Source organism: Rathayibacter sp. VKM Ac-2803, assembly GCF_009807175.1.
Lineage (GTDB): Bacteria > Actinomycetota > Actinomycetes > Actinomycetales > Microbacteriaceae > Rathayibacter.
The window spans coordinates 2460517-2486296 of record NZ_WUCD01000001.1; the positions used below are offsets into that span (position 1 = coordinate 2460517).

The window sequence follows — 25780 nt, forward strand, 5'->3', positions numbered from 1 at the left end:
GCGAGTCGCTCACGACCCGGGGAGAAGGCCCTGCTCGACGCCCCTGTGGAGGAGTCTCACCGCCCCGTTCCGCGGGCCCGGAGCCCCTCTAGAGAGCGAGTCCGTGTCCGAAGCGGAACAGCGGATCCTCCGTGTCGAACGGCACATCGGGTCGTCGCGCCGACGCCGCGGCCATCGACCGCGGAAGGTCCATCGGCAGCCTCCCACGGGCCTCCGACATTCCGAACACCACGTCCAGCAGCGCTGCGCCCGAGGCGCCGAAGTCGCCCAGCAGTGCGGCGACCGTTCCGACGAACGGCGTCAGGATCGCCGGCCGGTCCAGGAACACGTCGACGACGGTGGGGACCCTCCCCGCGACCGACGTGACGTGCTCCAGCGCCTCGGGCGAGAAGTCGAGCGACCCCGCGTGGAAGAAGTTCTCGAACGCCGTCGTCCGCCGCTCGAACGGCGCCTGGAGCCGGATCACCGCCAGATCGGCCTCTTCCGGCGAGTCGACGACCGTTCCGTAGGACGAGGCGGTCGCCGCATCGATCCCCTCCACGTACAGCCGGAGCCCGCGCCGCGCCGGGAGGACCCCGTCGTGCGCCAGCACCGTGATCGCCGCGCGCTGGGCCTCCTCGCCCGCCGCCCGGAACTCCGCCGAGCCGACCACGGACTCCGCGGCCGCCGGGTCGACGGCCCGCTCGTCGAACAGCCCGAGCACGAACTTCTCCCGCAGCAGTCGCCGCGCCGAGACGTCGAGCCGCTCCTCGCTGATCACGCCCTCCTCGACCAGCGCGACCAGCACCTCGGGGATCGCCTCGCCGCCGAACTGGTCGACGCCCGCCTCGATCACCTTCCGCATCCGCTCCGGCACCGACAGGTGCTCGACTCCCCAGGCCCGAGCAGGGTGCAGATCGCCCATGATGTGCGCGTCGGACAGCAGCCCCCAGTCGGTGCAGACGATCCCGTCGAACCCGAAGCGCTCCCGCAGCAGACCGGTGATCACCGATCGGTTGAAGCCGAAGCCGACCTCCTCGAGCGCAGTCCCGACCGGCATCCCGTAGTACGGCATGATCTGGCTCGTCCCGGCCTCGAACGCTCGCTCGAACGGCCGGAGGTGGTACTCGGCGTTGTCGCCCGGGTAGACCTGCTCGCGCCCGTAGGCGAAGTGCGGATCCTCCCCGTCCTTCTGCGGACCGCCGCCCGGGAAGTGCTTGGTCATCGTCGCCACCGATGTCGATCCGAGCGTCTCGCCCTGGAACCCGCGGATGTACGCCGCTCCGAGACGTCCGGTGAGCTCGGCGTCCTCGCCGAACGTGCCCACCTGCCTGGCCCAGCGCGACTCGGTCGCGAGGTCGATCTGCGGATGCAGGGCGACCCGCAGTCCGACGGCCAGGTACTCCCGCCGGGCGATGTCGCCGAAGCGCTGGACGAGCTCCTCGTCGCCGATCGCGCCGAGGCCGAGGGGCTCGGGCCACTGCGAGAACGCCGCGGCCTGGGCGCCCGTCCCCGGGTTGTCGGTGAAGGAGTGCCGCGGATCGGTCGACAGCGTCACCGGGATGCCGAGCCGAGTCCCGGAGGCGAGCTCCTGCAGTCGGTTGTGCCACTCGGCGATCTCTCGCGCCGTCGCGCCTCCGCCGCCCAGGAGGTTGAAGTGGGTCATCCTCTTCTCGAGCACCATCGACGATGTCGAGGGCAGGCCGAAGGCTCCGTCCGCGTCGGCGAGCTCGCCGCCCTCGCCCATCACGATCATGGTCTGGAAGAACAGACCGGCCTTCTCCTCGACGCTCATCTGCGCGAGGAGGATCTCTACCCGCTCCTCGACGGGCCGCAGAGGATCGAGGTAGCGGCGGTCGACGTCCGAGGGAGTTGACGGCAGTGTCACGGGAGGTCCTTCCGAAGGGGGAGCCCGCATCGGCTCCTCCCGCAGGCTACCCGCGAAAACCGATCCCCACTAGGTAATCGCCGCTCCGACCGTGCGCGACCGCGCCTCTACCATGGGAGCCATGCCCGACGCCCTCTCCGATTCCGCCGAGCCCTCGACCGTCTCCCGGAGGCGGACCCTCGTGGTCAAGATGGGATCCAGCTCGGTCACGAAGCAGTCCGGGCCCGATCCGGTGCTGCTCGCGAGCGCACTCGAGAGCGCGTTCGCCGCTCACCAGGCGGGCTGGGACGTCGTCCTCGTCTCCTCCGGCGCCGTCTCGTCCGGGCGGGCTCTCTTCGCCCGCTCGCAGGACGCTCCGATCAGCCCGCGTCTCGCAGCGGCCGTCGGCCAGACCGTCCTGATGGGCTTCTACCGCTCGGTGGCGGAGCTCTCCGGCGCCCTCGTCGCGCAGATCCTGATCGGCGAGTCCGACCTCGCCTCCCCGACGCAGATGGCGCACGTGGCGGAGGCGATCCGTCACGCCCTCGACGCCGGCGTCGTCCCCGTGGTCAACGGCAACGACACCATCGACTCCGCGGGCTCCGACAACGACGGAGTCGCGGGCGCTCTCGCCATGCTCCTCGGTGCCGACCTGCTGCTGCTGCTCACCGACGTGCCGGGCGTCTTCGCCGGCAGCATCGCCGAGGGCGTGCACCTCGACGAGCTCGGCATCGCCGAGCTGCGCGGCATCGGGGTCCAGAAGGGCGGCACCGGTCGCGGCGGCATCCGCTCGAAGCTCCGGGCGGCCGAGCTGGCCGCGCACAACGGGGTCTCGACCAGGATCGCCGGCTCCCGCACCCCCGAGGTGATCCTCAGCGCCCTGAGCGACCCGGGCCCGGGAACCCTGGTCCGCGCGGTCCACGGGCACCCCGCAGTCGACCAGCGCTGGATCTCGGGCGTCGCGACCGCCCGCGGACGCGTCGAGATCAACCTCGAGGCCGAGCGGAGCATCGCCGCCGGATCGAGCCTGTTCGCCTCCGGGATCAAGAGGGTCTCGGGCGATTTCGTCGGAGGCGACGTCATCGAGGTGCGCGCTCTCAGCGGCGAGCTCCTCGCACGCGGAGTCTCCCGCGTGTCCTCCCGCCTCCTGACCCTCGTCCGCGCCCTGCGCGTCGATGAGATCGCGCGGGTGTTCGTGGCGGTCCTGGCGCACGCCGCCGACCCGGGCTCGGCCTCGGCGCTGCCCGCCGGAGAGCGGCCCCAGCTGGCTCGGGCCGTGGAGTACGCGCACGGACTCTCGTTCGAGCACGCCCGCGCCGTCGCGATGGAGATCGTGGGCCTGTTCCCCGCCGAGAGCATCTCGGCCCTGCTCGGCCAGGGGTCGGAGGAGTCGGAGCTCGTCGAGCGATACACGCGCCTGGTCCGCACGCTCGCGATCGTCCAGAACGAGCAGCTCTCGGTCTTCCGCGACTGACGGGCGCAAGTGCACTTCGCGCCACCTCGGGGGTACATTCCGCGCCAGTGCGTCATCGATGGCGCCCCTGCGTGTCTCTCTGGGGACGGCGCCGACACCGGGCGCCCCGATGGATCGGATCATCATGAGCACCTCCGCCCGAACCGCCCACTCCCCGTCCGAGGACAGGATCTCCGCCGAGACGTACGAGTCTGATCGTCTCGCGCGTCGACTCGAGCTCCTCGAGGAGTCGATCGCCGAGGGGGAGCGCGCCCTTCGCGGCTTCGTCGACCCCCGCTCCGGCGAGGTCGTCCCGCCTGCTCGCGGTGGGCATCGGGAGCAGGTGCTCAGCAACCTCGCGATCGAGCGCGCCCTCGTCGAGCGGATCCGTCGGACCGGCCCCTCCCGGTCGTGACGGCGCCCGATGCGGCACGATGGGACGATGGCCACCATCACCGTCGCTGGCACCGCCCAGCACTTCCTGCCCGCTGAACGAGGCACCGTCCGTCTCGAGATCCGGCGCGAGTCGCGATCGCGATCGCAGGCGCTCTCCGAGGTGACCTCGGTGCACGCCCGGGTCAGGGAGGAGGCCGTCGCCGAGCAGGCGTCGGGCGTCGCGACCTGGTGGTCGGCCGACCAGGTCTCGGTCTCGACGGTCCGCCGCTACCTCAAGGACTCCGACGTGACCCAGCTCTTCCACGTCGCCGCCGCCAGCGTCCGGGTGAAGTACCGCGACTTCGAGGCGCTCGGCCGCTGGGTCGCGTCGGTCTCCGAGCTGCCGGGCGTGGTGGTGTCGGGCGTCGACTGGGACGTCACCGCCGCGCACCGCGCGACCGCCGAGCGCGAGGTGCGGATCGCGGCGGTGCGCGACGCCCGCGAGCGCGCTGCGGCCTACGCCTCGGCGCTCGGGTTCGACGAGGTCCGGGTGCTCACGCTGTTCGAGCCGGGACTCCGCCCGCACACCCGCATCGAGGGCGGCTCCGCACTGATGAGCCGCGCGGCGAAGTTCGGCGGTCAGGAGGAGGCGCTCGCCCTCAAGCCCGAGGACATCGAGGTCTCGGCCTCGGTCTCCGCCGACTTCGAGGCTCTCTGAGCGACTCCCTCTCCCGGTGCTGCTCAGACCCCGTGGACCTTCGCCCAGGTGCGCCCCGGCAGCCCGAAGAGGTCGATGAACCCGGTCGCGCTGCCCTGGTCGAAGTTGGAGCCCTCACCGTAGGTGACCAGGTCGCGCCGGTAGAGGGGCGCGCGCGCTTCCCGCCCCACCACCGTCGCCGATCCCTTGAACAGGCGCAGCCGGATGGTGCCGTGGACATAGCGCTGGGTGAAGGCGACGAACGCGTCGAGGGCTGACCGCAGCGGTCCGTGCCAGAGCCCGTCGTAGACGAGCTTCCCGTACGCGGTGTCGAGAGCGCGCTTGTGGTGCAGGACGTCCGGCGGGAGGACCAGCATCTCGAGTTCGAGGTGCGCTCGGAGGAGGACCGTCAGCGCCGGCGCCTCGTACAGCTCTCGCGAGAGGACGCCGACCACGCGGTTCTCGAGCATGTCGATGCGTCCGATCCCGTGCGCCCCGGCCCGGGCGTTCAGTGCCTCGACCAGGGAGAGGGGGTCGAGGACCAGTCCGTCGAGCGCGACAGGTCTGCCGTTCTCGAAGGACACCTCGACGTAGTCGGCCTCGTCCGGCGCATCGGCGGGAGCCGTCGTCAGTGCCCACACGTCCTCCGACGGCTCCCACTCGAGATCCTCGATCGGACCGGCCTCGATGTTGCGGCCGAGGACGTTCAGGTCGATCGCCCACGGGCGATCGGGAGCGACGTGAGGCGGGATGCCGAACGACTCCGAGTAGGCGATGGTCTGAGCGCGGGTGAAGCCCCACTCGCGGGCCGGAGCGAGCACGATGAGGTCCCGGTCGCGCAGCGCGACGCCGAGGTCCATCCGGACCTGGTCGTTCCCCTTGCCTGTGGCACCGTGTGCGACGGCGTCGCAGCGATACCTCCTGGCGGTCTCGACCAGCAGCTCTGCGATCAGAGGTCTTCCCAGGGCCGACGCGAGCGGGTAGTGGAGATCATGGACGGCGTTGGCCGCGAGTGCGGCGAATCCGTACTCGTCGACGAAGCGCTCCTTCACATCGAGGACGATCGCCTCGTCGGCCCCGGCGAGAAGCGCCTTGCGGCGGATCGGCTCCAGCTCGTCGCCCTGCCCCAGATCGACCGCCATCGCGACGATGTAGTCGCAGCCCATCTCGTGTCGGAGGTAGGGGATGCACGCTGTGGTGTCCACGCCTCCGGAGTAGGCGAGGACGACGCGGTGCCCCGTGCCGTTCACCGGGCCCTCCTCTCCCCGGAAGGGGCTCTCGTCGGGCTCTCGGCGACGAGGGCTCGAAAGGCGGTCACGGCCGCTCGCACCCGATCCGGTGATGTCCCTCCGGTCGAGTCGCGGCGGCGGAGAGCGCTGTCGACGGTGAGCACGGAGGCGGGGAGGCCGCGGAATCGATCCGAGCACTCCACGAGGAGGGCGGGATCGGCGTCGCGCAGCTCCAGCCCGCGGGCCTCGAGTGACTGGACCGCGGCGCCGACGATGCCGTGTGCCTCGCGGAACGGCAGTGCACGCTCCTGCACCAGCCAGTCGGCGAGCTCGGTGGCCAGCGATCCACCGCGGGAGGCATCGTCGCGGGTGCGAGCGGTGTCGAACGCGATGCCGCGGATGATCGCCGTCATGGTGCGGAGGCAGATCTCGACCGTGTCGGAGGCGTCGAACACCGCGGACTTGTCCTCCTGCATGTCTCGGCTGTAGGCGAGCGGCAGGCCCTTCATCACGACCAGCAGCGACACGAGTTCGCCGATCAGCCGCCCGGACTTGGCGCGAACGAGCTCTGCGGCATCCGGGTTGCGCTTCTGCGGCATGATCGAGGACCCCGCCGTCAGTCCGTCGGGCAGAGCGACGTAGCCGAACTGGGGAGTGCTCCAGATCACCAGCTCCTCGCAGATCCGCGAGAGGTGGATGCCCAGCGTCGCCGCCGCCGCGAGGAAGTCGAGCATGAAGTCGCGGTCGGAGACGGCATCGATCGAATTGCGCATGGGACGGCTGAATCCGAGCGCCGCCGCGGTGGCAGCGGAGTCGATCGGGAAGCCGGTTCCCGCCAGGGCGGCCGCGCCGAGCGGCGACTCGTCGGCTCGAGCGTCGGCGCAGAGGAAGCGGTCCCGATCGCGCTGGAACATCTCGGCGTAGGCGAGGAGGTGATGCCCGATCGTGACGGGCTGCGCGACCTGCAGGTGGGTGAAGCCGGGCATCGCTGAAGCGGCCTCGTTCTCGGCACGGTCGAGGAGGGCGTCGATGAGCGCCCTGAGGAGCTGATCGATTCGCGCCGTCGACTCGCGGACCCAGAGGCGCGAGTCGAGCGCCACCTGATCGTTCCGGGATCGAGCGGTGTGGAGCTTGCCCGCGACCGGTCCGACCAGTGTCTGCAGCCGCGACTCGATGTTCATGTGGATGTCCTCGAGAGAGCGATCGACGGGGAACGTCTGCGTCCGCAGCTCCTCCTCGATGGCTCGGAGACCCTCGGACAGCACGCGCGCCTCGTACTCCTCGAGGATGCCGGAGCGCCGGAGCATGTCGAGGTGGGCGAGCGAACCGCGGACGTCGACAGCGGCGAGCCTGACGTCGATGTCGATCGACGCGTTGATCTCGACGAGCAGCTCGTGCGCGTCTCCGTGGAAGCGGTGCTCGCGCAGTCGATCGGTCGGAGTGTCGGTGGAGGTCATGGCACGTCCTTCGTGAGGGGGTGGCTCCGGGGGTCGAGGGTGGCGACGGAGAAGTCGAACGAGCAGCCGAACCGTTCGCGCTTGCGCCTCGTCTCCGATCGTCGATACGCGTCTCCGCGCCACTGGAGCGGATACAGGACCGAGAAGAAGAACCGGTCGGCCCAGGTCCGGCGGGAGACGTCCGAGGGATCCGGGTGCACGGTGAACCCGGCCCGCTGCGCGAGCCCGGCCATCCGGTCCTCGCAGAAGTAGAGGAGGAGCCTGTCGGAGGGCAGCCTGCGGACCACTTCGGCGAGCAGATCGGCACCCGTGCCGGCACCGCGGTGCGGCTCTCGGACGAACAGCACGGCCACCTCGCTCCAGCCGCCGATCAGTCGATGGACGAGTGCCGCACCGACGAGCTCCTCGGATGCGGAGTCCCTCGCCGAGAAGACGACTCTGCGGCCCGTCCACTCCGCCAGGCTGTAGCCGGTGATGGTCAGGGAGGAGCGGATCTCCTCCATCAGATCGTGAGCCTCCGGCCGGGTGAGGGGACCGCGCTCGATGACGACCCGCGGGCCGACCCGTCTCCGGTGCTCCGACGGCGTCGTCTCTCCGGCGGCTCTCGACGCGCTCATCCCGCCACCGCGATGGTGACGACAGCGCCGGTCGCGAGCGCCATGCCGAGCAACTGACCCGGCCCGACTCGCTCGCGCAGCACCGCCACGGCGAGGCCGACGGTCACGGCGGGGTAGAGCGCGATGAGAACGCTCATGAGCGAGAGCATGCCGTCGCGGAAGGCGTAGAGCATGCCGATGTTGGCGACGACGTCGAGAAGTCCGACACCGACGGCGAGGACGAGCAGCCGGCCGCGGAGTCGCGCGGACTCCTTGCTCCGCATCGCGGCGACCGCGACGAGGCAGGACGCCACCACCCGGGCGGCGACGAGAGCCCAGAGTCCCGAAGCGCCGTCGATCCGATCGGTGAAGACGAAGCTCAGCGCGAAGCAGGTGCCCGCGGCGAGGGTGAGGCGAGCGACCCGTGGCGTGAACCGTCGGCCGTCGCCTCCGGCGGCCGACTCGCGGCTCACGAGGACGATCGCTGCGATGGCGAGGAGGATGCCGACGATCGAGACGGGGGAGAGGCGCTCGCCGAGGGCGACACCGACGACGACCGGCACTCCGGCGACCATCACCGCGGTCACCGGCGAGACGACGCTCATGGGCCCCTCGGCCAGCGCCGAGTAGAAGCACCACATCGCCACGGCCATGACGGCCCCGGAGGCGGCTCCCCACGCCAGCGACGCCGGATCGAGTCGGCCACCGACGAACGGCGCCATGACGGCGATCACGAGTGCCGAGACGGGGTACGAGACCAGCACCACACGGAGTGCGGCGACGCGTCTCGAGGCGAGCCCGCCGAGGAAGTCGCTGACGCCGTAGGCCGCGGCGGAGATCAGGGCGAGGAGGAGAGCGGCCATGGAGTTCGATCCGATCGTTCGACCCGCGGAGCGCGGCTGGTCGGGAGGGGGCGTGGGATCCGGACACCATACGGGTATCGAGCGTGTCTCGACCGGTCTGTCACAGAGCGTCTGCATGTGCACGACCGTAGGAATCGCGGCGGTCCCCTGGGGCCGAGACGCTGGATCTGTGTACAACTCGCGTGGTCCCGTCCCTGGGGAGGAGTCTCCGACCACTCCGGGAACGCAGGGAATAGCACCGGGCGCCCCGACGCTGAAGCAGGCATGGTCTCGCGCATCGGCTTCCTCTCCTTCGGTCACTACCAGTCGGTCCCGGGCTCGCAGACGCACACCGCGCGCGACGTCCTCCTGCAGACGATCGAGCTCGCCGAGGCGGCGGAGGAGATCGGCCTCGACGGCGCGTACGTGCGCGTGCACCACTTCGCCCCGCAGCTGGCCTCGCCCTTCCCCCTCCTCTCGGCCATCGCCGCGCGCACCCGCCGCATCGAGATCGGCACCGGCGTGATCGACATGCGCTACGAGAACCCGCTCTACATGGCCGAGGAGGCCGCGGCCGCCGACCTCATCTCCGGCGGCAGGCTCGAGCTCGGCGTGAGCCGGGGATCGCCCGAGACGGCCCTCCGCGGCTCGGAGGCCTTCGGCTACGTCCCCCCGGAGGGGATGACCGACGCCGATCTCGCCCGTCGCAAGGTGCAGCTGTTCCGTGAGGCCCTGTCGGGCGCTCCCGTCGCCGAGTCGGACTCGGCGATGACCCGCCAGTCGATTCCGCTCGCGATCGAGCCCCGCTCACCGGGACTCGAGGACCGCATCTGGTGGGGCGCGGGCAGCTTCGCCACCGCGCGCTGGGCCGCGGAGCAGGGCATGAACCTGCAGTCCTCCACCCTGCTGCTCGAAGAGGAGGGGATCCCGTTCGACGAGCTCCAGGCACGGCAGATCCGCGAGTACCGCGCGGCCTGGTCCGAGGCCGGCTGGGAGCGCACCCCGCGCGTCTCGGTCTCGCGGAGTGTCCTCCCGATCACCAGCGACCTCGACCGCCTCTACTTCGGCGGCCGGGGCGAGCGCGACCAGGTCGCCTCCCTCGAGGGCGTGCGCGCGCGCTTCGGCCGCAGCTACACCGGCGAGCCCGACGTCATCGCGGCCGAGCTCGCGGCCGATGTCGCGGTCCAGGAGGCGGACACGCTGCTGCTGACCGTGCCCAACCAGTTGGGCGTCGCCTACAACGCCCGCCTCCTGCAGACCGTCGTCGAGTCGATCGCGCCGGCTCTCGGCTGGTCGTCGACGGCGCTCACGCCCGCCGCCTGACGACCGGGCTTCCGGAGACGGGAGACGCCGCAGGCGGAGCGGCGTCTCTCCCGTCTCCGGAGGATCCTGGTCAGGCGCGACGACGCCGGGCGAGCAGCAGCACAGCTCCCGCGGCGAGCAGCATCGCTGCGGCGCCGAGGGGCACCACCGCCGAGGTGCCCGTCTCGGCCAGCGCGCCGCCGCGCGGCCCTGCGCCTGTGCTCGACGGGTGCGCGATCGGAGTCGCAGACGGCGACGAGCTCGGCGAGGCCGTGGGCTGGGCCGTCGCGGTCGGCTCCGGTGCCGCGGTGGGCCGAGCCGTTGCGGTCGGCTCAGGAGTCGCGGTCGGCTGAGCGGTCGGTGTCGCCGTCGGCTCCGGCGTCGGCTCCACCGTCCGCGCGTGCGCCGCGAAGAAGTCCCACATCAGCGCGGAGGCGCTGATCGTCCGGTTCACCACACCGAGCCCGGAGGCCTCCAGATCGACGGCCGTCCCGGGCCAGGTGTGCCCGCCGCCCTCGACCGCGTAGGCCTCGACACCGGTGCCGTCAGCGCAGTCCGCCAGCACGGCCCGGCCGACCTCCGCGGTGACGGCCGTGGTGACGGGCTCGCCCTCGCAGTCGTCGAGCCCTGCCCACCCCGCGGTCGCCGTCGCGACGCTGTAGCCCCAGCGCGGATCCGTGTTGCCCTCGAACGGATTGACCGCGTCGGCGGTGCCGTGGAAGGTCAGCACCGACACCGGCCGGCTCGGAGTGCAGGAGCCGGCCTCGATGGTCGTCAGATCGTCGAGGTCCGCGCGCCCGGCCCGCAGGCCCGCGACCGGCGCCACGGCGGCGAACAGATCGGCCCTGGTGCAGGCGAGCGCGGACGCCATCCTGCCGCCCCCCGAGAACCCGGTCGCGAAGACGCTGCCAGCATCGACGCAGCCCTGCGCCGACAGCGTCTCGACCACGGTCGAGAGGAACGCCACGTCATCGCGCGACCCCTCGGGCGGGAAGGTGCCCGACGTCAGCGGGACTCCCGGGACGTTCCAGGCCCAGTTGCCGTCCTCGAGCGTCTTCTCGAACTCGATCGCCCCGGTCGGGTTCGCGACGATGAACCCCTCGTCGTCGGCGACCGAGGCGAGGTCCGAGATGCCGGCCTGGACGCCTCCGTTGCTGTTCGACCCGTGCAGGTCGAGCACGAGGGGGAGTGCGCCGTCGTCGGCGTCGGCGGGGACGTGCATGAGCACGTCGTAGGTCGTCCCGCCGAAGGCGACGGCGACGGTCGAGTCGCCCGCGGGGAGCGAGCGGACGCAGTCGGCGCCGGTGGCCGCGGAGGCGGACCCGGCGACGCCGACGCCTCCCGCGGCGAGGGCGGTGACCGCGAGGATCGAGAGCAGGCCCGAGCGAGTGCGCCGGGCGGAGGGGGAGGGTGACACGGAGGAGTCCTTGCTCGTCATCGAGAGGGGCACCGGTCGGTGCGCTCCGAACCCTAGCTGTCTTCGGTTTTCAAGAGAAGAGGCGGGTGCGACGAGCGGACGAGCCGTTAAACACGAGGAACCCCCGCACCTTCTCACGAAGATACGAGGGTTCCGATCGGTGTCCGAGGGGGGACTTGAACCCCCACGCCCTATACGGGCACTAGCACCTCAAGCTAGCGCGTCTGCCATTTCCGCCACCCGGACGAGTGTTTCCTCCGGCCTGCGTTTCCGCGGCCGAAGAAGACATTAGCACGGTTTCGCGGGGCGCCAGGCCACCGGCCGGGGCTTCGCTGTCGCACCTCCGCGGTACCGTTGCTCGCATGACGACGCCCCACCGCGACGACCTCCCCGAGCTCGACGAGACCGCGCTGATCGCGCGCGACCTGATCCGCTTCGACACGAGCAACTACGGCGACGGGCGGGCCGAGCCCGAGCGCGAGGCCGCCGAGTACGTCGCCGCGCACCTGCGCGACCTCGGTCTCGAGCCCGTCCTCGTCGACTCCGATCCCGGCCGCACCAGCGTGGTCGCGAGGGTCGCGGGGGAGGACCGCGAGCGCGGCGCCCTGGTCGTGCACGGCCACCTCGACGTGGTCCCCGCGATCGCCGACAACTGGAGCGTCGACCCCTTCGGCGGCGTGATCAAGGACGGCATGCTCTGGGGTCGCGGCGCGGTCGACATGAAGAACATGGACGCGATGATCCTCGCCTCCCTCGGCGACATCCTCCGCTCGGGCCGCAAGCCCTCGCGCGACCTCGTCGTCGCCTTCTTCGCCGACGAGGAGGCCGGCGGAGTCCGCGGCTCCGCCCACCTCGTGAAGACGCGGCCCGAGCTGTTCGCCGGAGCGACCGAGGCGATCAGCGAGGTCGGCGGCTACTCGATCGAGCTGGGCGGCAAGCGCGCCTACCTCGTGCAGACGGGTGAGAAGGCGCTGATGTGGCTGACTCTGCGCGCCCACGGCACTGCGGGCCACGGCTCGCAGATCAACCGCGAGAACCCGGTCACCCGCCTCGCGGAGGCGATCGCGCGCATCGGCAGCGAGGAGTGGCCGACCCGGCTCACCGACACGACCCGTCAGCTGCTCGACGAGGTCGCCCGCATCCTCGGCCACGACCCGCAGCGCAGCACCCCGGAGGAGCTCGCCCTCGCGACGGGTACGGCGTCGCGCTTCATCGCCGCGACCCTGCGCACCACGGCGAACCCGTCGATGCTCTCCGCCGGCTACAAGGCGAACGTGATCCCCGACACCGCCGAGGCGACGATCGACGTCCGCGTGCTCCCGGGGGAGGAGGACTCGGTGCTCGAGCGCATCAAGGTCCTCGCCGGCGAGCACGTCGAGATCCTCGTGCAGCACCGCGACATCGGACTCGAGGTCCCCTTCGCCGGGCCCCTCGTCGAGAGCATGGCCGAGTCGTTGCGACGCTTCGATCCCGAGGCCGAGGTGCTGCCCTACCTGCTCTCCGGAGGCACCGACAACAAGGCCCTCTCGCTCCTCGGGATCACCGGCTACGGCTTCGCTCCGCTGCAGCTCCCGGGCTCGCTGGACTTCCCGGCGCTCTTCCACGGGGTCGATGAGCGGGTCCCACTCGACGCACTAGTGTTTGGCAGGAAGGTCCTGACCGATCTGCTGCTGCGATCCTGAGGTCAGATCCACGACCGCCACCGACCGCCTGCTGGCCGACGACGCCCCAGCCCTCCTCGAAAGTGACGCATGGGCCTGCTCGACGCGCTGATCCTGGGACTCGTCCAGGGTCTGACCGAATTCCTCCCCGTCTCCTCCAGCGCTCATCTGCGGATCGTCAGCGAGCTGCTGCCGAACCTCGACGGGAGGGACACCGGAGCGGCGTTCACCGCGATCACGCAGCTGGGCACCGAGACCGCGGTGATCATCTACTTCTGGCGCGACATCGTGAAGATCATCTCGAACTGGTGCCGCTCCCTCGTCGGCCGGGTCCCGCGCACCGACGCCAACGCCCGCATGGGCTGGCTCATCATCATCGGCAGCATCCCGATCATCGTCCTCGGCCTGGTCTTCCAGGACCAGATCGAGACCACCCTCCGCTCGCTCTGGGTCGTCGCGACCACCCTCATCGTCTTCGGCATCCTCCTCGGCATCGCCGACGCGGTCGGTGCGAAGAAGCGCCGTCTCCGCGATCTGAACGTCCGCGACGGCCTGATCTACGGAGGCGCGCAGGCGCTCGCCCTCGTCCCGGGCGTCTCGCGGTCGGGCGGCACCATCACGGCCGGCCTCTTCATGGGCTACGAGCGCAAGGCCGCCGCCCGCTACTCCTTCCTCCTCGCGATCCCCGCCGTCTTCGGCAGCGGTCTCTACCAGCTGTACAAGAGCATCAGCGATCCCGAGATCCTGCCCAACCAGATCCAGGTCGGCGGTCTCGAGACCCTGGTCGCGACCATCGTCGCCTTCGTCGTCGGCTTCATCGTGATCGCGTTCTTCATGGGCTACATCTCGCGGCGCAGCTTCCTGCCGTTCGTGATCTACCGCATCGTCCTCGGCGTCGGCCTCATGATCGCGCTGGGCACCGGCGCCATCGCCGCCTAGATGCGCGCCTGGACCACGGCCGCCGTCCCCGCCCTCCCCGGCCACGGCAGCGCTCCCCGAGTGCACGACACCGCCACGGGCGCTCGTGTCGAGGCCGCCGCGACCGACGGCGTCGCGAGCCTGTACGTCTGCGGGATCACGCCCTACGACGCGACGCACCTCGGCCACGCCTCCACCTACCTCGCCTTCGACACCCTGCAGCGGGTGTGGCTCGACGCGGGCAGCACGGTCGACTACGCGCAGAACGTCACCGACGTCGACGACCCGCTGCTCGAGCGCGCCGCGGCGACCGGAGTCGACTGGCGCGCGCTGGCCGAGGAGCAGGTCGAGCTGTTCCGCGGCGACATGGCAGCGCTGCGCATCCTGCCCCCCGCGCACTACGTCGGCGTGACCGAGACGGTCGAGCCGATCGCCGAGGCGGTGGCCCGCCTCGAGCGCGAGGGCGTCGCCTACCGCGTCCCGACCCCCGACGCCGTGGTCGACGGAGGCGAGGACGTCTACTACGACATCGCCGCCGCCGAGAGCGCGGTCTGGCACCTCGGCGCCGAGAGCCGTCTCGACCGCGAGTCGATGCTGCGGCTCTCCGCCCAGCGCGGCGGCGACCCCGACCGCGCCGGCAAGCACGACCCGCTCGATCCGCTGCTCTGGCGTGCCGAGCGCTCGGGCGAGCCCGCCTGGGACTCCCCGATCGGCCGCGGCCGCCCCGGCTGGCACATCGAGTGCTCGGTGATCGCGCTCGAGCGCCTCGGCCCCGATTTCACCGTCCAGGGCGGAGGCAGCGACCTCGTCTTCCCGCACCACGAGTTCAGCGCCGCCCATGCGGCGTCACTGTCGGGCGAGCCCCTCGCCGGCGCCTACCTGCACGCCGGGATGGTCGCGTTCGAGGGCGAGAAGATGAGCAAGTCCCTCGGGAACCTCGTCCTGGTGTCGCGACTGCGCGCCGAGGGTGCCGACCCGAGGGCGATCCGCCTCGCCCTGCTCGCCCACCACTACCGGTCCGACTGGGAGTGGCTCCCGGACGATCTGCCGGGCGCCGTTGCGCGTCTCGCCCGCTGGGAGGCGTCGCTCGCGAACCGCGGACCGGTGTCGTCCCTCGAGACGCTGAGTCGCCTCCGCGCGGCCCTCGCCGACGATCTCGACACGCCGACCGCCCTCGCGGCCGTCGACAGCGCGATCGCCGAGGGAGTGGACGACCCGGCGCTGCTGCGCGACGCGGTCGACGCCCTGCTCGGCGTCCGACCGGCCTGACCCCGGCGCCCCCGTCAGGAGCGCCGGGTTCCTCGCCGGAACGACCGGCCAGGGGGCTCCGTCAGGAGCGCCAGGGCTCCTCGCCGGAGCGCCCGTCGCCGCGCCGGCGCAGGTAGCGCTCGAACTCCTGGGCGATCGCCTCGCCGCTCGCCTCGGGGGAGTCGACCGTATCGCGCGCCTGCTCGAGCTGGGCGATGTAGGCGGCCATCTCCTCATCGTCGGCGGCGAGCGCATCGATGCCGTGCTCCCACTCCTCCGCCTCCTCGACGAGCTCGCCTCGGGGGATCGCCAGCCCGACGACCTCCTCGAGCTTCTCGAGCAGCGCGAGCATCGCCTTGGGCGACGGCGCGTTGTGCACGTAGTGGGGCACGGAGGCCCAGATCGAGACGGCGGGGATGCCCACCTTCGCGGCGGCCTCGCCGATCACGCTCAGGATGCCGACCGGACCCTCGTAGCTCGAGCGCTCGAGCTCGAACGCGGAGCGCAGCTCGGCGTTCTCGCTCGAGGCGAAGATCGAGATCGGCCGCGTGTGCGGGACGTCCGCGAGCATCGCTCCCAGGAAGACGACGGTCGAGATGTCGATCGCCAGCATGGCGTCGACGACCTCGGCGGCGAAGCTCTTCCAGCTGCGCGAGGGCTCCGTGCCGATCATCAGGTAGAGGGCGCTCTCGGCGTCCACGGACGTGTCGGCGGGGCCGAAGATCTGGGTGCCGGGCCAGGAGAGGGTGCGCCGGCCGTCCTCGCCGATCGAGAGCATCGGCCGGGTGTACTGGAAGTCGTAGTACTGCTCGGCGTCGACGGAGAAGAGGGGGACGTACTCGCCGCCGTCGTCCTTCACGAGTCGCACGGCACCGCTCGCAGCGTCTCCGGCGTCGTTCCAGCCCTCGAAGGCCACGACCAGGACGTTCCCCTTGATGACGTTCATAGGTGAGGTCTCCGCGTTCGACTCGGTGTGGGGGGACGCGCCGGCTGCGCCCGTCCCCGTCGGACAAGGATAGGACCCGCCCTCCGACCGCTCCGCCGCCCCCGGGGCTTTCCGCTGTCCGCGTACGGGGCCGGGCCGACGGCCTCCCGCTACCATGGACGCTCGTGACTGCCGACACCACCGCCCCGACCTCTCCCGGCCGAACCCTCCCTGCAGGACAGCCGGCCGGGGTCCCGGCCGCTGTGCTCTGGGACATGGACGGCACCCTGGTCGACACCGAGCCCTACTGGATGGCCTCGGAGCACGCCCTCGTCTCGTCCTTCGGCGGAGTCTGGACCCACGAGGACGCGATGAGCCTGGTCGGCTCCGGCCTGCCCGCCTCCGCGCGCATCCTGCAGGGCAAGGGCGTCGATCTCCCCGTCGAGGCGATCATCGAGCGGATGACCGACGAGGTCGTCGCGCGCCTCGCCGAGAGCATCCCGTGGCGCCCCGGCGCCCTCGAGCTCCTCCGCGCCGTGCGCGACGCGGGCGTCCCCCAGGCGCTGGTGACCATGTCGATCGGACGCATGGCCCACGCCGTCGTCGACCGCCTCCCGTTCGCCGCCTTCGACACCGTCGTCAGCGGTGACATGGTCGAGCACAGCAAGCCGCACCCGGAGGCGTACCTCCTCGCCGCGCGCACGCTCGGCGTCGACGTCGCACGGTGCGTCGCGATCGAGGACTCGCACGCCGGCCTCGCCTCCGCAGTCGCCTCCGGTGCCGCCGCCATCGGCGTCCCGCACCAGCTCGAGCTCGACGCCGACGCTCCCTACGCCCTCTGGCCCACCCTCGCGGGCCGCACTCTCGCGGACCTCGCGCAGGTGTCCACCGAGCACCGCGGCTCGTCGCCGCGCCCCACCGAGACGGAGGCCCGCCGATGACCGGTGAGGCACTGCAGCAATCCGGCCCCTTCCGCGCGGGCGACCGCGTGCAGCTGACCGGCCCCAAGGGCCGCATGAACACGATCACCCTCGTGCCGGGCAAGGTCTTCCACACCCATCGCGGAGGCATCGAGCACGACACCGTGATCGGCCTGCCGGACGGCTCCGTGGTCGAGAACACCGTGGGCGTCGAGCACCTGGCGCTGCGCCCCCTGCTCGCCGATTTCGTGATGTCGATGCCGCGCGGAGCGGCCATCGTCTACCCGAAGGACGCCGCGCAGATCCTCGCGCTGGCCGATGTCTTCCCGGGTGCGCGCGTCGTCGAGGCGGGCGTCGGCTCCGGCGCTCTCTCGCTCTGGCTGCTGCGCGCGGTCGGCCCCACCGGCCGGCTGTCGTCGTTCGAGCGCCGCGAGGAGTTCGCGGAGGTGGCCCGCGGCAACATCGAGACCTTCCTCGGCTACACCCCCGACAACTGGAGCGTCACCGTCGGCGATCTGGTCGACGCGCTCCCGGAGGCGGTGGCGCCCGGCGAGGCGGATCGCGTGATCCTCGACATGCTCGCTCCCTGGGAGTGCCTCGACGTCGCTGCCGACGCGCTCACGCCGGGCGGTGTCGTCCTCTGCTACGTCGCGACGGTGACCCAGCTGTCGCGGACGGCCGAGGCGATCCGCGCCTCCGGGCTCTTCACCAACCCGGCGTCGAACGAGACCATGGTGCGCGGCTGGCACGTCGAGGGGCTCGCCGTGCGACCCGACCACCGGATGATCGGCCACACCGGCTTCCTGATCACGGCCCGACGCCTCGCTCCCGGGGCCGTCCTCCCCGAGCTCAAGCGCCGGCCCTCGAAGACCGACTTCAGCGACGACGACGTCGAGGCCTGGACGCCGGGCGCCCTGGGCGAGCGGGTGGTCAGCCCCAAGAGCCTGCGCAAGCGCGTGCGCGAGTCGGCGACGAGCGCCGAGCTCTCGCGGGCCCGCGGGTTCGGCGAGGACACCGCCGAGCCCGGTGGCGACGAGGGCATCGTCTAAGCTGAATCCGGCCTCTCGGCCTCCTCCCGATCGTCTCGCACTCGGGCATCACCACTCCCACCCCGACGAATAGAGGACCCGTGCGCAGGACTGTCGCGCTCATCGCCAGCATCGGCATCGTCGCCGCCCTCACGGGATGCACCGCGTCCTCCTCGTCGGCCGACTGCGACGCGCCCTTCGGCTCCGGCGACTCCTCGTCCGCTGTCACGGCGACCGGCGACTTCGGAACCGCGCCCGACGTCACCGTCCCCACTCCGCTCAACGCGGGCAGCTCCCAGGTCAGCACCCTCATCGAGGGGTCCGGCGACCCGATCGAGAAGGGGCAGCTGGTCAGCCTCGACTACACCCTCGTCAACGGCGCCGACGGCTCGGTCCTCGAGGCCTCGCCGTACGACGGCGAGAGCCTCGCCAGCTTCGTGGCCGGCGGCTCCGGTCTCGTCGGTCTGAACGAGGGGCTGCTCTGCGCCCAGGTCGGCTCGCGCGTCGCCATCGCGATCGCCCCCGAGGACGGCTTCGGCGACTCCTCCGCGCAGCTCGGCATCTCGGCCGACGACACCCTCGTGCTCGTCGCCGACGTCCGGAGCGCGGCGCTCGCCCGTGCCGACGGCGACCCCCAGCCCGCGCCGAACGGCTTCCCGACCGTCACGCTCGCCGAGGACGGCACGCCCGGACTCGCGAAGCCCTCGGGCGACGCTCCCGCCGAGCTGAAGATCGCGCAGCTCAAGAAGGGCGACGGCGACGTCGTGCAGGAGGGCGACCAGGTCGTCGTCCACTACACCGGATGGCTCTGGAGCACCGGCGAGATCTTCGACTCGAGCTGGGAGAAGGGTTCGCCCGCCCCCTTCACCGCTGCTGACGGAGCCACCACTCAGGGCGGCGTCATCGCCGGCTTCGCGAAGGCGCTCATCGGCCAGCCGGTCGGCTCGCAGGTCATCGCGATCATCCCGCCCGGTGACGGCTACGGCGACACCGAGCAGCAGGGCATCCCCGCCGGGTCGACTCTCGTCTTCGTCGCCGACGTGCTCGCGATCAGCTGATCGTACGCGCGTCATCCGCCAGCAATGATCTTGAAGGCTCACTCGACAGCGCTCACGGTCGGCTCTAGGAGAAGGCTCATCGTGATTGGCCGTCGGGGCCGGATCCTGCAAAGAAGAGCTTCTAGCAGTAGGAGCGAGCAGTGAGGCGTCGGCTCGATCCAACCCGAATATTGATGGTGGGCTTTCACTTTTCGGCTATTCAGCCTTGAAACCGCGCTAACGCGGGACGCCTTTCGCGCCAACTCGCACCTCCGACGTGATCCTCGGTACCGTTTCTTTATCGCGAGAGTCGCTCGCGCATTGGCAGGAATAGAGGGGCAGTCATGGTAAGCAAGCGTAGGGGGCGCGGGGTCGCGACTATGGCCCTGTTGGTCGGGATCGTCGGAAGCAGTGTGCTTGCTGGACCGGTGCAATCCTCGGAGGCGGCCATTCGGGCTTCCCGAATCGCCTGCGGTACAACGAGTTCGTTCGGCTATGACAACGCCTTCGGGAGTCAGGGAAGCGACAAGTACTTCGACGCCGGTGACCTTTGTCTGACAAACGGTCGATTTAAGGCCGTTTTTCAGAAGGATGGTAATCTTGTTATCTACAAGAACAGTAATCAACCTGTCTGGGCGACGAATTCATCCTCGTCCGACCCGAAGACGTTGTCTTTCCAAAAAGACGCCAATGTTGTGATCTACAATATTCCACCCCGTCCGTCCAGGGCCTGGTGGTCAACCGGGACTCAGGGGCATCGAGGCTCTTTCGATCTCGTGATGCAAGCTGACGGCAACTTGGTGATCTATCAGCGAAGCGGCAACTCGAGCGGTGCGATCTGGGCATCAGGGACTGCTGGTGCTTAAAGACCGCCTCGTTATCGGTCATCAGGATCCGCATTCTGAGACGGCCGAGTCGGCACTCGTCTTCGTTGCCGACGTGCTCGCGATCAGCTGATCCAGCCCGCCCCTAGACTGGTGGGCGTGCCTGCCGACGTCTCGTCCTCGAGCCGCATCCCGGCCGAGGAGCGTCTCTTCAATCTGGTGCTCGCGCTCGTCGCCGCCGAGAACGGGCTGACGAAGTCCGACGTGCTCTCGACGGTGCAGGGCTACCGCCAGCGCGCCGAGACGGCCGACCGCGCCGCGCTCGAGCGGCAGTTCGAGCGCGACAAGGACGACCTGCGCGAGCTCGGCATCCCGATCGAGACGGTGGACACGCCGGGCGACCCGGGCAACACGCAGACCGTGCGCTACCGGATCGCGAAGCGCAGCTACGACCTCCCCGCCGACATCTCCTTCGACCCGGAGGAGGTCGCCCTGCTGCGCCTGGCGGGAGCGGTCTGGCGTGAGGGGACGCTGTCGGCCGAGTCCCGTCGCGCGCTCATCAAGCTGCGCTCGATCGGAGTCGAATCCGTCGACCCGGTCATCGGCGTCAGCCCCTCGATCCGCGTGCGCGAGGCCTCGTTCGAACCCCTCAGCACGGCGCTCGACCGCAACCAGGTCGTCCGGTTCCCCTACCTCAAGCCGGGCGCCGATGCTTCCCGGCTGCGCACCGTGTATCCGCGAGCCCTCGTGAACCACCAGGGCCGGTGGCACCTGCACGCCTGGGACGAGGCCGCGGAGGGGACGCGCACGTTCCTCCTCTCGCGGATCGTGGGCCCGGTCGCCTCGACGGGGCGGACCGCGCCGGTCGAGGAGGGCGATCACGCCGCGACCGCGCTCGCCCAGCTCGACGAGATCCTCCGTCGCAGCACCGCCCTCGTACGGGTCGCCGCCGACTCCGATGCCGCCCTGCGACTCGGCCGCCGCGCCGAGGCCGAGGGGGAGGGCGAGCACACCCTCCGTCTGCACTTCACCGACCCCGACATCCTGGCCGACGAGCTCGCCGGCTACGGGCCGGAGGTCGTCGTGCTCGAGCCCGCCGATCTGCGCCGGAAGGTCGTCGAGCGGCTGCGCCGCTCCCTCTCCGATCACGGAGGTGCGACCGATGGCTAGGCCGCGCTCGCTGCAGGCCCGCGACAGGCTCGCCGTCCTGCTCTCCCTCGTGCCCTACCTCCTCGACCGCGGTCGCGTCGGCGTCGACGAGGTGGCCCGGCACTTCGACATCGCCGAGGACGAGGTGCGCCGCGCGGTCCGGCTCATCGCCGTCTCGGGGGTGCCGGGGGAGACCTCGCAGTACCAGGCCAACGACCTGTTCGACATCAGCTGGGACGACTTCGAGGAGAACGACCACATCGTCCTCACCCAGCAGGTCGCCATCGACGACTCGCCGCGCTTCTCGGCACGGGAGGCGGCGGCCCTGATCGCGGGGATGCAGTACCTCGCCGCGCTCCCCGAGAACCAGGGCAACGACCGGATCGCGGCTCTGATGGGCAAGCTCGCGCGCGGCGCCTCGTCGGCCCCGAGTGCGGTGGCGGTGGCGCGGGGGACGGGTGCCGACGCGTCGGTCTCCCTCATCCGCACCGCACTCGCCGCGGGGACCCAGCTCGCCTTCGACTACCGCAACGCCCGCGGCGAGACGGAGTCCCGGCTCGTCGACCCCTTCCTGCTCGAGTCCGTCGATCGCGACTGGTACCTCCGCGGCTGGGACCACCTGCGGGAGGGAGTCCGGACGTTCCGCGTCGACCGCATGCGCTCGCTGACCGACACCGAGTCGCCGATCGTCCGGAGGCGCAACGAGGTCACGCTGTCCGAGCGGCTCTTCGAGGCGTCCGCCTCCGACCTCGTCGTCGACCTGCGGGTCGCGCCGGGCTCCGTGGCGCTCCTCGGGGACTACGCGGTCGACGCCGAGTTCCCCGAGGTGCCGGGCGACGAGTCGAGCGACGGAGTCGTGGTGCGGATCCGCGTCGCCCACCTCGAGGGCCTCACCCGGCTCGTCGCCTCCCTCCCGGGGCTGGTCGTGGTCGTCGCGCCCGACGCCGCCCGGCGAGCGGTGGCCGACTGGACCCGCGCGGCGCTCCGCGCCAACGACGAGGAGGCACCGTGACCTGGTGGTCCTGGATCCTGATCTGGCTCGGACTCGCCGTGCTCGCCGTCGGCGTGCTGGTGCTGTTCGCGCTGTCCTACTGGCGGAAGGGCGGGATGCTCCTCCAGCAGATCGACGAGCTCACCGCGAAGCTGGACGCCCTGCAGCCCGGGGGAGGGGCCGAGGCCGAGACGCGGCCTCCCTCGTCGTTGTTCGCCGACCGCGACGACGTCCGCCGCGCTCATGAGTCACGTCGCGACGTTCGCCGCGACAGGGCTGAGGATCGACGGTCCGCGCGCATCGATCGGGGTAAGCTCCTCGTACACCGCAACCGACAAGTGAAGTGAGTCTGCAATGTTCGCTGGCCTCCAGGGGTGGCACCTCCTCATCATCCTCGCCGTGATCCTCCTCCTCTTCGGTGCGCCCAAGCTTCCGCAGCTGGCCCGCAGTGTCGGGCAGTCGATGCGCATCTTCAAGAGCGAAGTGAAGACCATGAAGGACGAGGACGGCTCCGAGCGTCCTGCTGACGGAACGGTCCCCGGTTCCACCGCGACCGGCACCACCGGCACCGGCACGACGCTGCCGCCCGAGACTCCGATCAAGTAATGACGTCTGTGGCAGCGAAGAAGCCACGGACGAAGCGCTCGAAGAAGGACCCTGAAGGACGCATGTCCCTCGGGTCGCATCTGATCGAGCTTCGCAACAGGCTCTTCAAGTCGGCCATCGCGATCGTGATCGGCTGCGTCGCAGGGTGGTTCGTCTCCGAGTGGGTGTTCGAGTCGCTGAAGGCGCCGATCCTCGAGGTGGCGTCCACGCAGGGCAAGGACGCGATCCTCAACTTCCCGACGATCGCGGGTGCCTTCGATCTCCGTCTCCAGATCGCGATGACCGTCGGTGTCGTCATCGCCAGTCCGGTGTGGCTCTACCAGATCTGGGCCTTCCTCGTGCCCGGCCTCACGCGCAAGGAGATGAAGTACGGTCTCGGCTTCATCCTGACCGCGATCCCTCTGTTCTTCGCCGGCTGCGCGGCGGGCTGGTTCGTGTTCCCGCACATCGTCGAGCTGCTCACCGGCTTCACCGGGCAGAACGCGGCCAGCTTCATCGACGCGAAGTACTACTACGACTTCGTGCTCAAGCTCGTGCTGATGGTGGGCATCGCGTTCGTGCTGCCCGTGTTCCTCGTGCTCCTGAACTTCCTCGGGATCCTGTCGGGCATGCTCATCCTCAAGTCGTGGCGCGTCGCGATCATGGTCATCGTGCTGTTCACCGCGATCGCCACCCCCGCGGCCGACCCGATCTCGATGTTCCTGCTCGCCATCCCGATCATCGTCCTGTTCTTCCTCGCCTGCGGGATCGCGATCCTGCACGACAAGCGGGTCGCCAAGCGCCAGGTGGTCTTCGACGGCAGCCCGTCCGACCTCCCCGCGTGATCGAGCCGTCTCCGGCGGAGCGCTTCGCGGCGTTCCGGACACGACAGGGCCACGCCAGGGTCGAGACGTTCCGCTCGACCCTGGCGTTCGACCTCGACCCGTTCCAGTACGAGGCGTGCAGCGCGCTCGACGACGGTCGCAGCGTCCTCGTCGCCGCTCCGACCGGTGCGGGCAAGACGGCGGTCGCCGAGTTCGCCATCCACCTGGCCATGCGGGACCCCACCGCGAAGGTCTTCTACACGACGCCGATGAAGGCTCTCAGCAATCAGAAGTTCCAGGAGTTCGTCGGCGAGTACGGCGCCTCCGAGGTGGGGCTCCTCACCGGCGACTCCAACGTCAACGCCCGCGCGCGGATCGTCGTGATGACGACCGAGGTCCTGCGCAACATGCTCTACGCCGACTCCGACCTCCTGCGCGATCTGGCCTACGTGGTGATGGACGAGGTGCACTACCTCGCCGACCGCTTCCGCGGCGCCGTCTGGGAGGAGGTCATCATCCACCTCCCGCAGCGGGTGCGTCTCGTCTCCCTCAGCGCGACGGTCTCGAACGCCGAGGAGTTCGGCGACTGGCTGCAGACCGTCCGGGGCGAGACCGAGGTCATCGTGTCGGAGGAGCGTCCCGTGCCGCTCGATCAGCACGTGCTGGTGGGCGGCAAGCTGCTCGACCTCTTCGACTCCTCGGGGCGGGCGGCCACCAACCGCGTCAATCCCGAGCTCGCGCGTCTGGCGCAGGGCGGTTCCCGGGTCGAGCGCGGTGGTCGCGGATCGCAGCGCGGCGGACGCAGTCGCTTCCAGGAGTCGCGCACCGAGGATCTGGTCCCGCGGTCCGAGGTCGTCGAGATCCTCCGTGGCAAGAACCTGCTGCCGGCCATCTTCTTCGTCTTCAGCCGCGCCGGCTGCGACCAGGCGGTCCGGCAGGTCCTCCGGTCGGGCGTCCGGCTGACCGAGCGCCACGAGCGCGACGAGATCCGCGCGATCGTCGAGGAGCGCTGCCGCACGATCCGCGACGAGGACCTCGCCGTCCTCGGCTACTGGGAGTGGCTCGACGGCCTGCAGCGCGGAGTCGCCGCGCACCACGCGGGCATGCTGCCCGCCTTCAAGGAGGTCGTCGAGGAGCTCTTCCTCCGGCGCCTCGTGCGCGTCGTCTTCGCCACCGAGACGCTCGCCCTCGGCATCAACATGCCCGCCCGCACCGTGGTGCTCGAGAAGCTCGAGAAGTTCAACGGCGAGGCGCGGGTCCCGATCACGCCGGGGGAGTACACCCAGCTGACCGGTCGCGCCGGCCGCCGCGGGATCGACGTCGAGGGCCACTCCGTCATCCAGTGGCGCGGCGGGATGAACCCGCAGGCGGTCGCCTCGCTCGCCTCGAGGCGCACGTACCCGCTCAACTCGAGCTTCCGCCCGAGCTACAACATGGCGGCCAACCTCATCGAGCAGTTCGGCCGCACCCGCACGCGCGAGATCCTCGAGTCGTCGTTCGCGCAGTTCCAGGCCGACAGATCGGTCGTCGACCTCGCCCGCCGCGTGCGCCAGCAGGAGCAGTCGATGGAGGGCTACCTCACCGCGATGCAGTGCCACCTCGGCGACTTCGCGGAGTACGCGTCCATCCGCCGCGAGATCGGCGACCTCGAGCGCCGCGGCGCCGTGCGCAAGGAATCCGCGTCGCACAGCGAGCGCGAGCGGCGTCAGTCGCAGCTCGCCGAACTGCGTCGCCGGATGAAGGCGCACCCCTGCCACGCCTGCTCCGACCGCGAGCAGCACGCCCGCTGGGCCGAGCGCTGGTGGAAGCTCCGCAAGGAGACCGACGAGATCGAGCGTCAGATCCGCTCGCGGACGGGCGCCGTCGCGCGGATCTTCGACCGGATCACCGAGGTCCTCCTCGAGCTCGGCTACTTCCGCCGGGACGACGTGGGCGAGCTGTCGCTGACCCCCAACGGGCGCACCCTGCGCCGGATCTACGGAGAGCGCGATCTGCTGATCGCGGAGTGCCTCCGGAAGCAGGCCTGGACCGAGCTCGACCCCGCCGGTCTCGCCGCGATGGCCTGCTGCCTCGTCTTCGAGCCGCGGCGCGAGGAGGGGACCCTCGGCGAGAAGTTCCTGCCGCGCGGCACGTTCCCGGAGGCGCTCGAGAAGACGCAGCTGCTCTGGGCCCGCCTCGACGACGTGGAGCGGGAGCATCGCCTCCCGGGCAGCAACCCGATCTCGGCCAGCCTCGCCCTCGCGATGAACATGTGGGCGCGCGGCATGCCGCTGGATGCGGTGCTGCGCGAGGCCGACATGGCGGCCGGCGACTTCGTCCGCTGGTCGAAGCAGACCATCGACCTCCTCGACCAGCTCTCCGTCGTGGCCGACGGCAAGGTCGGGCGCGCCGCGCGCACCGCTCTCGAGTCCGTCCGCCGGGGGATCGTCGCCTACTCCTCGGTCGCATGAGGGGCG

At 70.8% G+C, this 25780-nt stretch carries 24 protein-coding genes and 1 tRNA gene; 17 read left to right on the forward strand and 8 right to left on the reverse strand.

Annotated features, from left to right (window positions below):
- Positions 1-88: 88 nt before the first annotated feature.
- Entirely contained in the window at positions 89-1897 is a 1809-nt protein-coding gene (locus GRS96_RS11410) for a glycoside hydrolase family 3 N-terminal domain-containing protein (protein WP_159988500.1), read from the reverse strand.
- Positions 1898-1988: 91 nt separating this feature from the next.
- On the opposite strand from GRS96_RS11410, the gene proB reads away from it, so the two are divergent.
- The 3 genes from proB to GRS96_RS11425 all read left to right on the forward strand — a co-directional run bounded on the left by proB (position 1989) and on the right by GRS96_RS11425 (position 4392).
- Positions 1989-3320, forward strand: coding sequence for a glutamate 5-kinase (proB, locus tag GRS96_RS11415; protein WP_159988501.1), 1332 nt, complete (start codon positions 1989-1991; stop codon positions 3318-3320).
- A gap of 124 nt (positions 3321-3444) precedes the next feature.
- Positions 3445-3714, forward strand: coding sequence for a hypothetical protein (locus GRS96_RS11420; RefSeq protein ID WP_159988502.1), 270 nt, complete (start codon positions 3445-3447; stop codon positions 3712-3714).
- 27 nt (positions 3715-3741) lie between these two features.
- Complete coding sequence (locus tag GRS96_RS11425) at positions 3742-4392, forward strand: SIMPL domain-containing protein (RefSeq protein WP_159988503.1); 651 nt, start codon at positions 3742-3744, stop codon at positions 4390-4392.
- A gap of 23 nt (positions 4393-4415) precedes the next feature.
- Here the strand turns inward: GRS96_RS11425 and GRS96_RS11430 are convergent, their stop codons facing one another.
- Genes GRS96_RS11430 through GRS96_RS11445 form a run of 4 tightly spaced genes read right to left on the reverse strand, consistent with a single transcriptional unit; the run spans position 4416 to position 8516 of the window.
- Positions 4416-5621: an argininosuccinate synthase gene (locus GRS96_RS11430; protein ID WP_159988504.1), complete on the reverse strand. Its 1206-nt coding sequence runs from the start codon at positions 5619-5621 to the stop codon at positions 4416-4418.
- Positions 5618-7057, reverse strand: coding sequence for an argininosuccinate lyase (argH, locus tag GRS96_RS11435; RefSeq protein WP_159988505.1), 1440 nt, complete (start codon positions 7055-7057; stop codon positions 5618-5620). Before argH ends, GRS96_RS11430 begins: the two co-directional genes overlap by 4 nt.
- Positions 7054-7674 (reverse strand): GNAT family N-acetyltransferase, encoded by a 621-nt coding sequence (locus GRS96_RS11440; protein WP_159853575.1) that lies wholly within the window; start codon positions 7672-7674, stop codon positions 7054-7056. The genes argH and GRS96_RS11440 overlap by 4 nt, the downstream gene beginning before the upstream one ends.
- Positions 7671-8516 (reverse strand): EamA family transporter, encoded by an 846-nt coding sequence (locus GRS96_RS11445; protein WP_159853577.1) that lies wholly within the window; start codon positions 8514-8516, stop codon positions 7671-7673. The genes GRS96_RS11440 and GRS96_RS11445 overlap by 4 nt, the downstream gene beginning before the upstream one ends.
- A 264-nt stretch (positions 8517-8780) precedes the next feature.
- Between GRS96_RS11445 and GRS96_RS11450 the strand changes: the two genes are divergently transcribed.
- A complete protein-coding gene (locus GRS96_RS11450; RefSeq protein WP_159988506.1) occupies positions 8781-9818 on the forward strand; it encodes an LLM class flavin-dependent oxidoreductase in 1038 nt (345 codons plus the stop codon).
- 70 nt (positions 9819-9888) lie between these two features.
- Here the strand turns inward: GRS96_RS11450 and GRS96_RS11455 are convergent, their stop codons facing one another.
- Positions 9889-11214, reverse strand: a complete 1326-nt coding sequence (locus GRS96_RS11455) for an alpha/beta hydrolase family esterase (protein ID WP_204162077.1) — start codon at positions 11212-11214, stop codon at positions 9889-9891.
- 161 nt (positions 11215-11375) lie between these two features.
- Positions 11376-11460: transfer RNA gene (locus GRS96_RS11460), tRNA-Leu, on the reverse strand.
- Positions 11461-11576: 116 nt separating this feature from the next.
- Here GRS96_RS11460 and GRS96_RS11465 point away from each other — a divergent pair.
- The 3 genes from GRS96_RS11465 (at position 11577) to mshC (ending at position 15062) form a co-directional block, all read left to right on the forward strand.
- A complete protein-coding gene (locus GRS96_RS11465) occupies positions 11577-12896 on the forward strand; it encodes a M20/M25/M40 family metallo-hydrolase (protein ID WP_159853581.1) in 1320 nt (439 codons plus the stop codon).
- A gap of 69 nt (positions 12897-12965) precedes the next feature.
- Positions 12966-13814, forward strand: a complete 849-nt coding sequence (locus GRS96_RS11470) for an undecaprenyl-diphosphate phosphatase (protein WP_159853583.1) — start codon at positions 12966-12968, stop codon at positions 13812-13814.
- A complete protein-coding gene (gene mshC, locus GRS96_RS11475; RefSeq protein ID WP_159988507.1) occupies positions 13815-15062 on the forward strand; it encodes a cysteine--1-D-myo-inosityl 2-amino-2-deoxy-alpha-D-glucopyranoside ligase in 1248 nt (415 codons plus the stop codon).
- A gap of 61 nt (positions 15063-15123) precedes the next feature.
- Here mshC and GRS96_RS11480 read toward each other — a convergent pair whose 3' ends face one another.
- Complete coding sequence (locus tag GRS96_RS11480; RefSeq protein ID WP_159853587.1) at positions 15124-15987, reverse strand: PAC2 family protein; 864 nt, start codon at positions 15985-15987, stop codon at positions 15124-15126.
- Positions 15988-16229: 242 nt separating this feature from the next.
- On the opposite strand from GRS96_RS11480, the gene GRS96_RS11485 reads away from it, so the two are divergent.
- From GRS96_RS11485 to GRS96_RS11530, 10 genes are all read left to right on the forward strand, one after another.
- On the forward strand, positions 16230-16907 hold the full coding sequence (locus GRS96_RS11485) for an HAD family hydrolase (RefSeq protein ID WP_268893235.1): 678 nt from the start codon (positions 16230-16232) through the stop codon (positions 16905-16907).
- Positions 16904-17935: a tRNA (adenine-N1)-methyltransferase gene (locus GRS96_RS11490; protein WP_159988508.1), complete on the forward strand. Its 1032-nt coding sequence runs from the start codon at positions 16904-16906 to the stop codon at positions 17933-17935. Before GRS96_RS11485 ends, GRS96_RS11490 begins: the two co-directional genes overlap by 4 nt.
- A gap of 80 nt (positions 17936-18015) precedes the next feature.
- On the forward strand, positions 18016-18972 hold the full coding sequence (locus tag GRS96_RS11495; protein ID WP_159853591.1) for an FKBP-type peptidyl-prolyl cis-trans isomerase: 957 nt from the start codon (positions 18016-18018) through the stop codon (positions 18970-18972).
- A gap of 359 nt (positions 18973-19331) precedes the next feature.
- Positions 19332-19817: a hypothetical protein gene (locus tag GRS96_RS11500; RefSeq protein ID WP_159853593.1), complete on the forward strand. Its 486-nt coding sequence runs from the start codon at positions 19332-19334 to the stop codon at positions 19815-19817.
- A gap of 117 nt (positions 19818-19934) precedes the next feature.
- Complete coding sequence (locus GRS96_RS11505; RefSeq protein ID WP_159988509.1) at positions 19935-20945, forward strand: helix-turn-helix transcriptional regulator; 1011 nt, start codon at positions 19935-19937, stop codon at positions 20943-20945.
- Complete coding sequence (locus tag GRS96_RS11510; RefSeq protein WP_159853597.1) at positions 20938-21936, forward strand: helix-turn-helix transcriptional regulator; 999 nt, start codon at positions 20938-20940, stop codon at positions 21934-21936. Before GRS96_RS11505 ends, GRS96_RS11510 begins: the two co-directional genes overlap by 8 nt.
- Positions 21933-22262: a hypothetical protein gene (locus tag GRS96_RS11515; protein ID WP_159988510.1), complete on the forward strand. Its 330-nt coding sequence runs from the start codon at positions 21933-21935 to the stop codon at positions 22260-22262. The genes GRS96_RS11510 and GRS96_RS11515 overlap by 4 nt, the downstream gene beginning before the upstream one ends.
- A 7-nt stretch (positions 22263-22269) precedes the next feature.
- Positions 22270-22521 (forward strand): Sec-independent protein translocase subunit TatA, encoded by a 252-nt coding sequence (gene tatA, locus GRS96_RS11520; protein WP_159853601.1) that lies wholly within the window; start codon positions 22270-22272, stop codon positions 22519-22521.
- A gap of 62 nt (positions 22522-22583) precedes the next feature.
- Positions 22584-23345 (forward strand): twin-arginine translocase subunit TatC, encoded by a 762-nt coding sequence (gene tatC, locus GRS96_RS11525; RefSeq protein WP_159853603.1) that lies wholly within the window; start codon positions 22584-22586, stop codon positions 23343-23345.
- Positions 23342-25774, forward strand: a complete 2433-nt coding sequence (locus GRS96_RS11530) for a DEAD/DEAH box helicase (protein WP_159853605.1) — start codon at positions 23342-23344, stop codon at positions 25772-25774. The genes tatC and GRS96_RS11530 overlap by 4 nt, the downstream gene beginning before the upstream one ends.
- Positions 25775-25780: the final 6 nt, after the last annotated feature.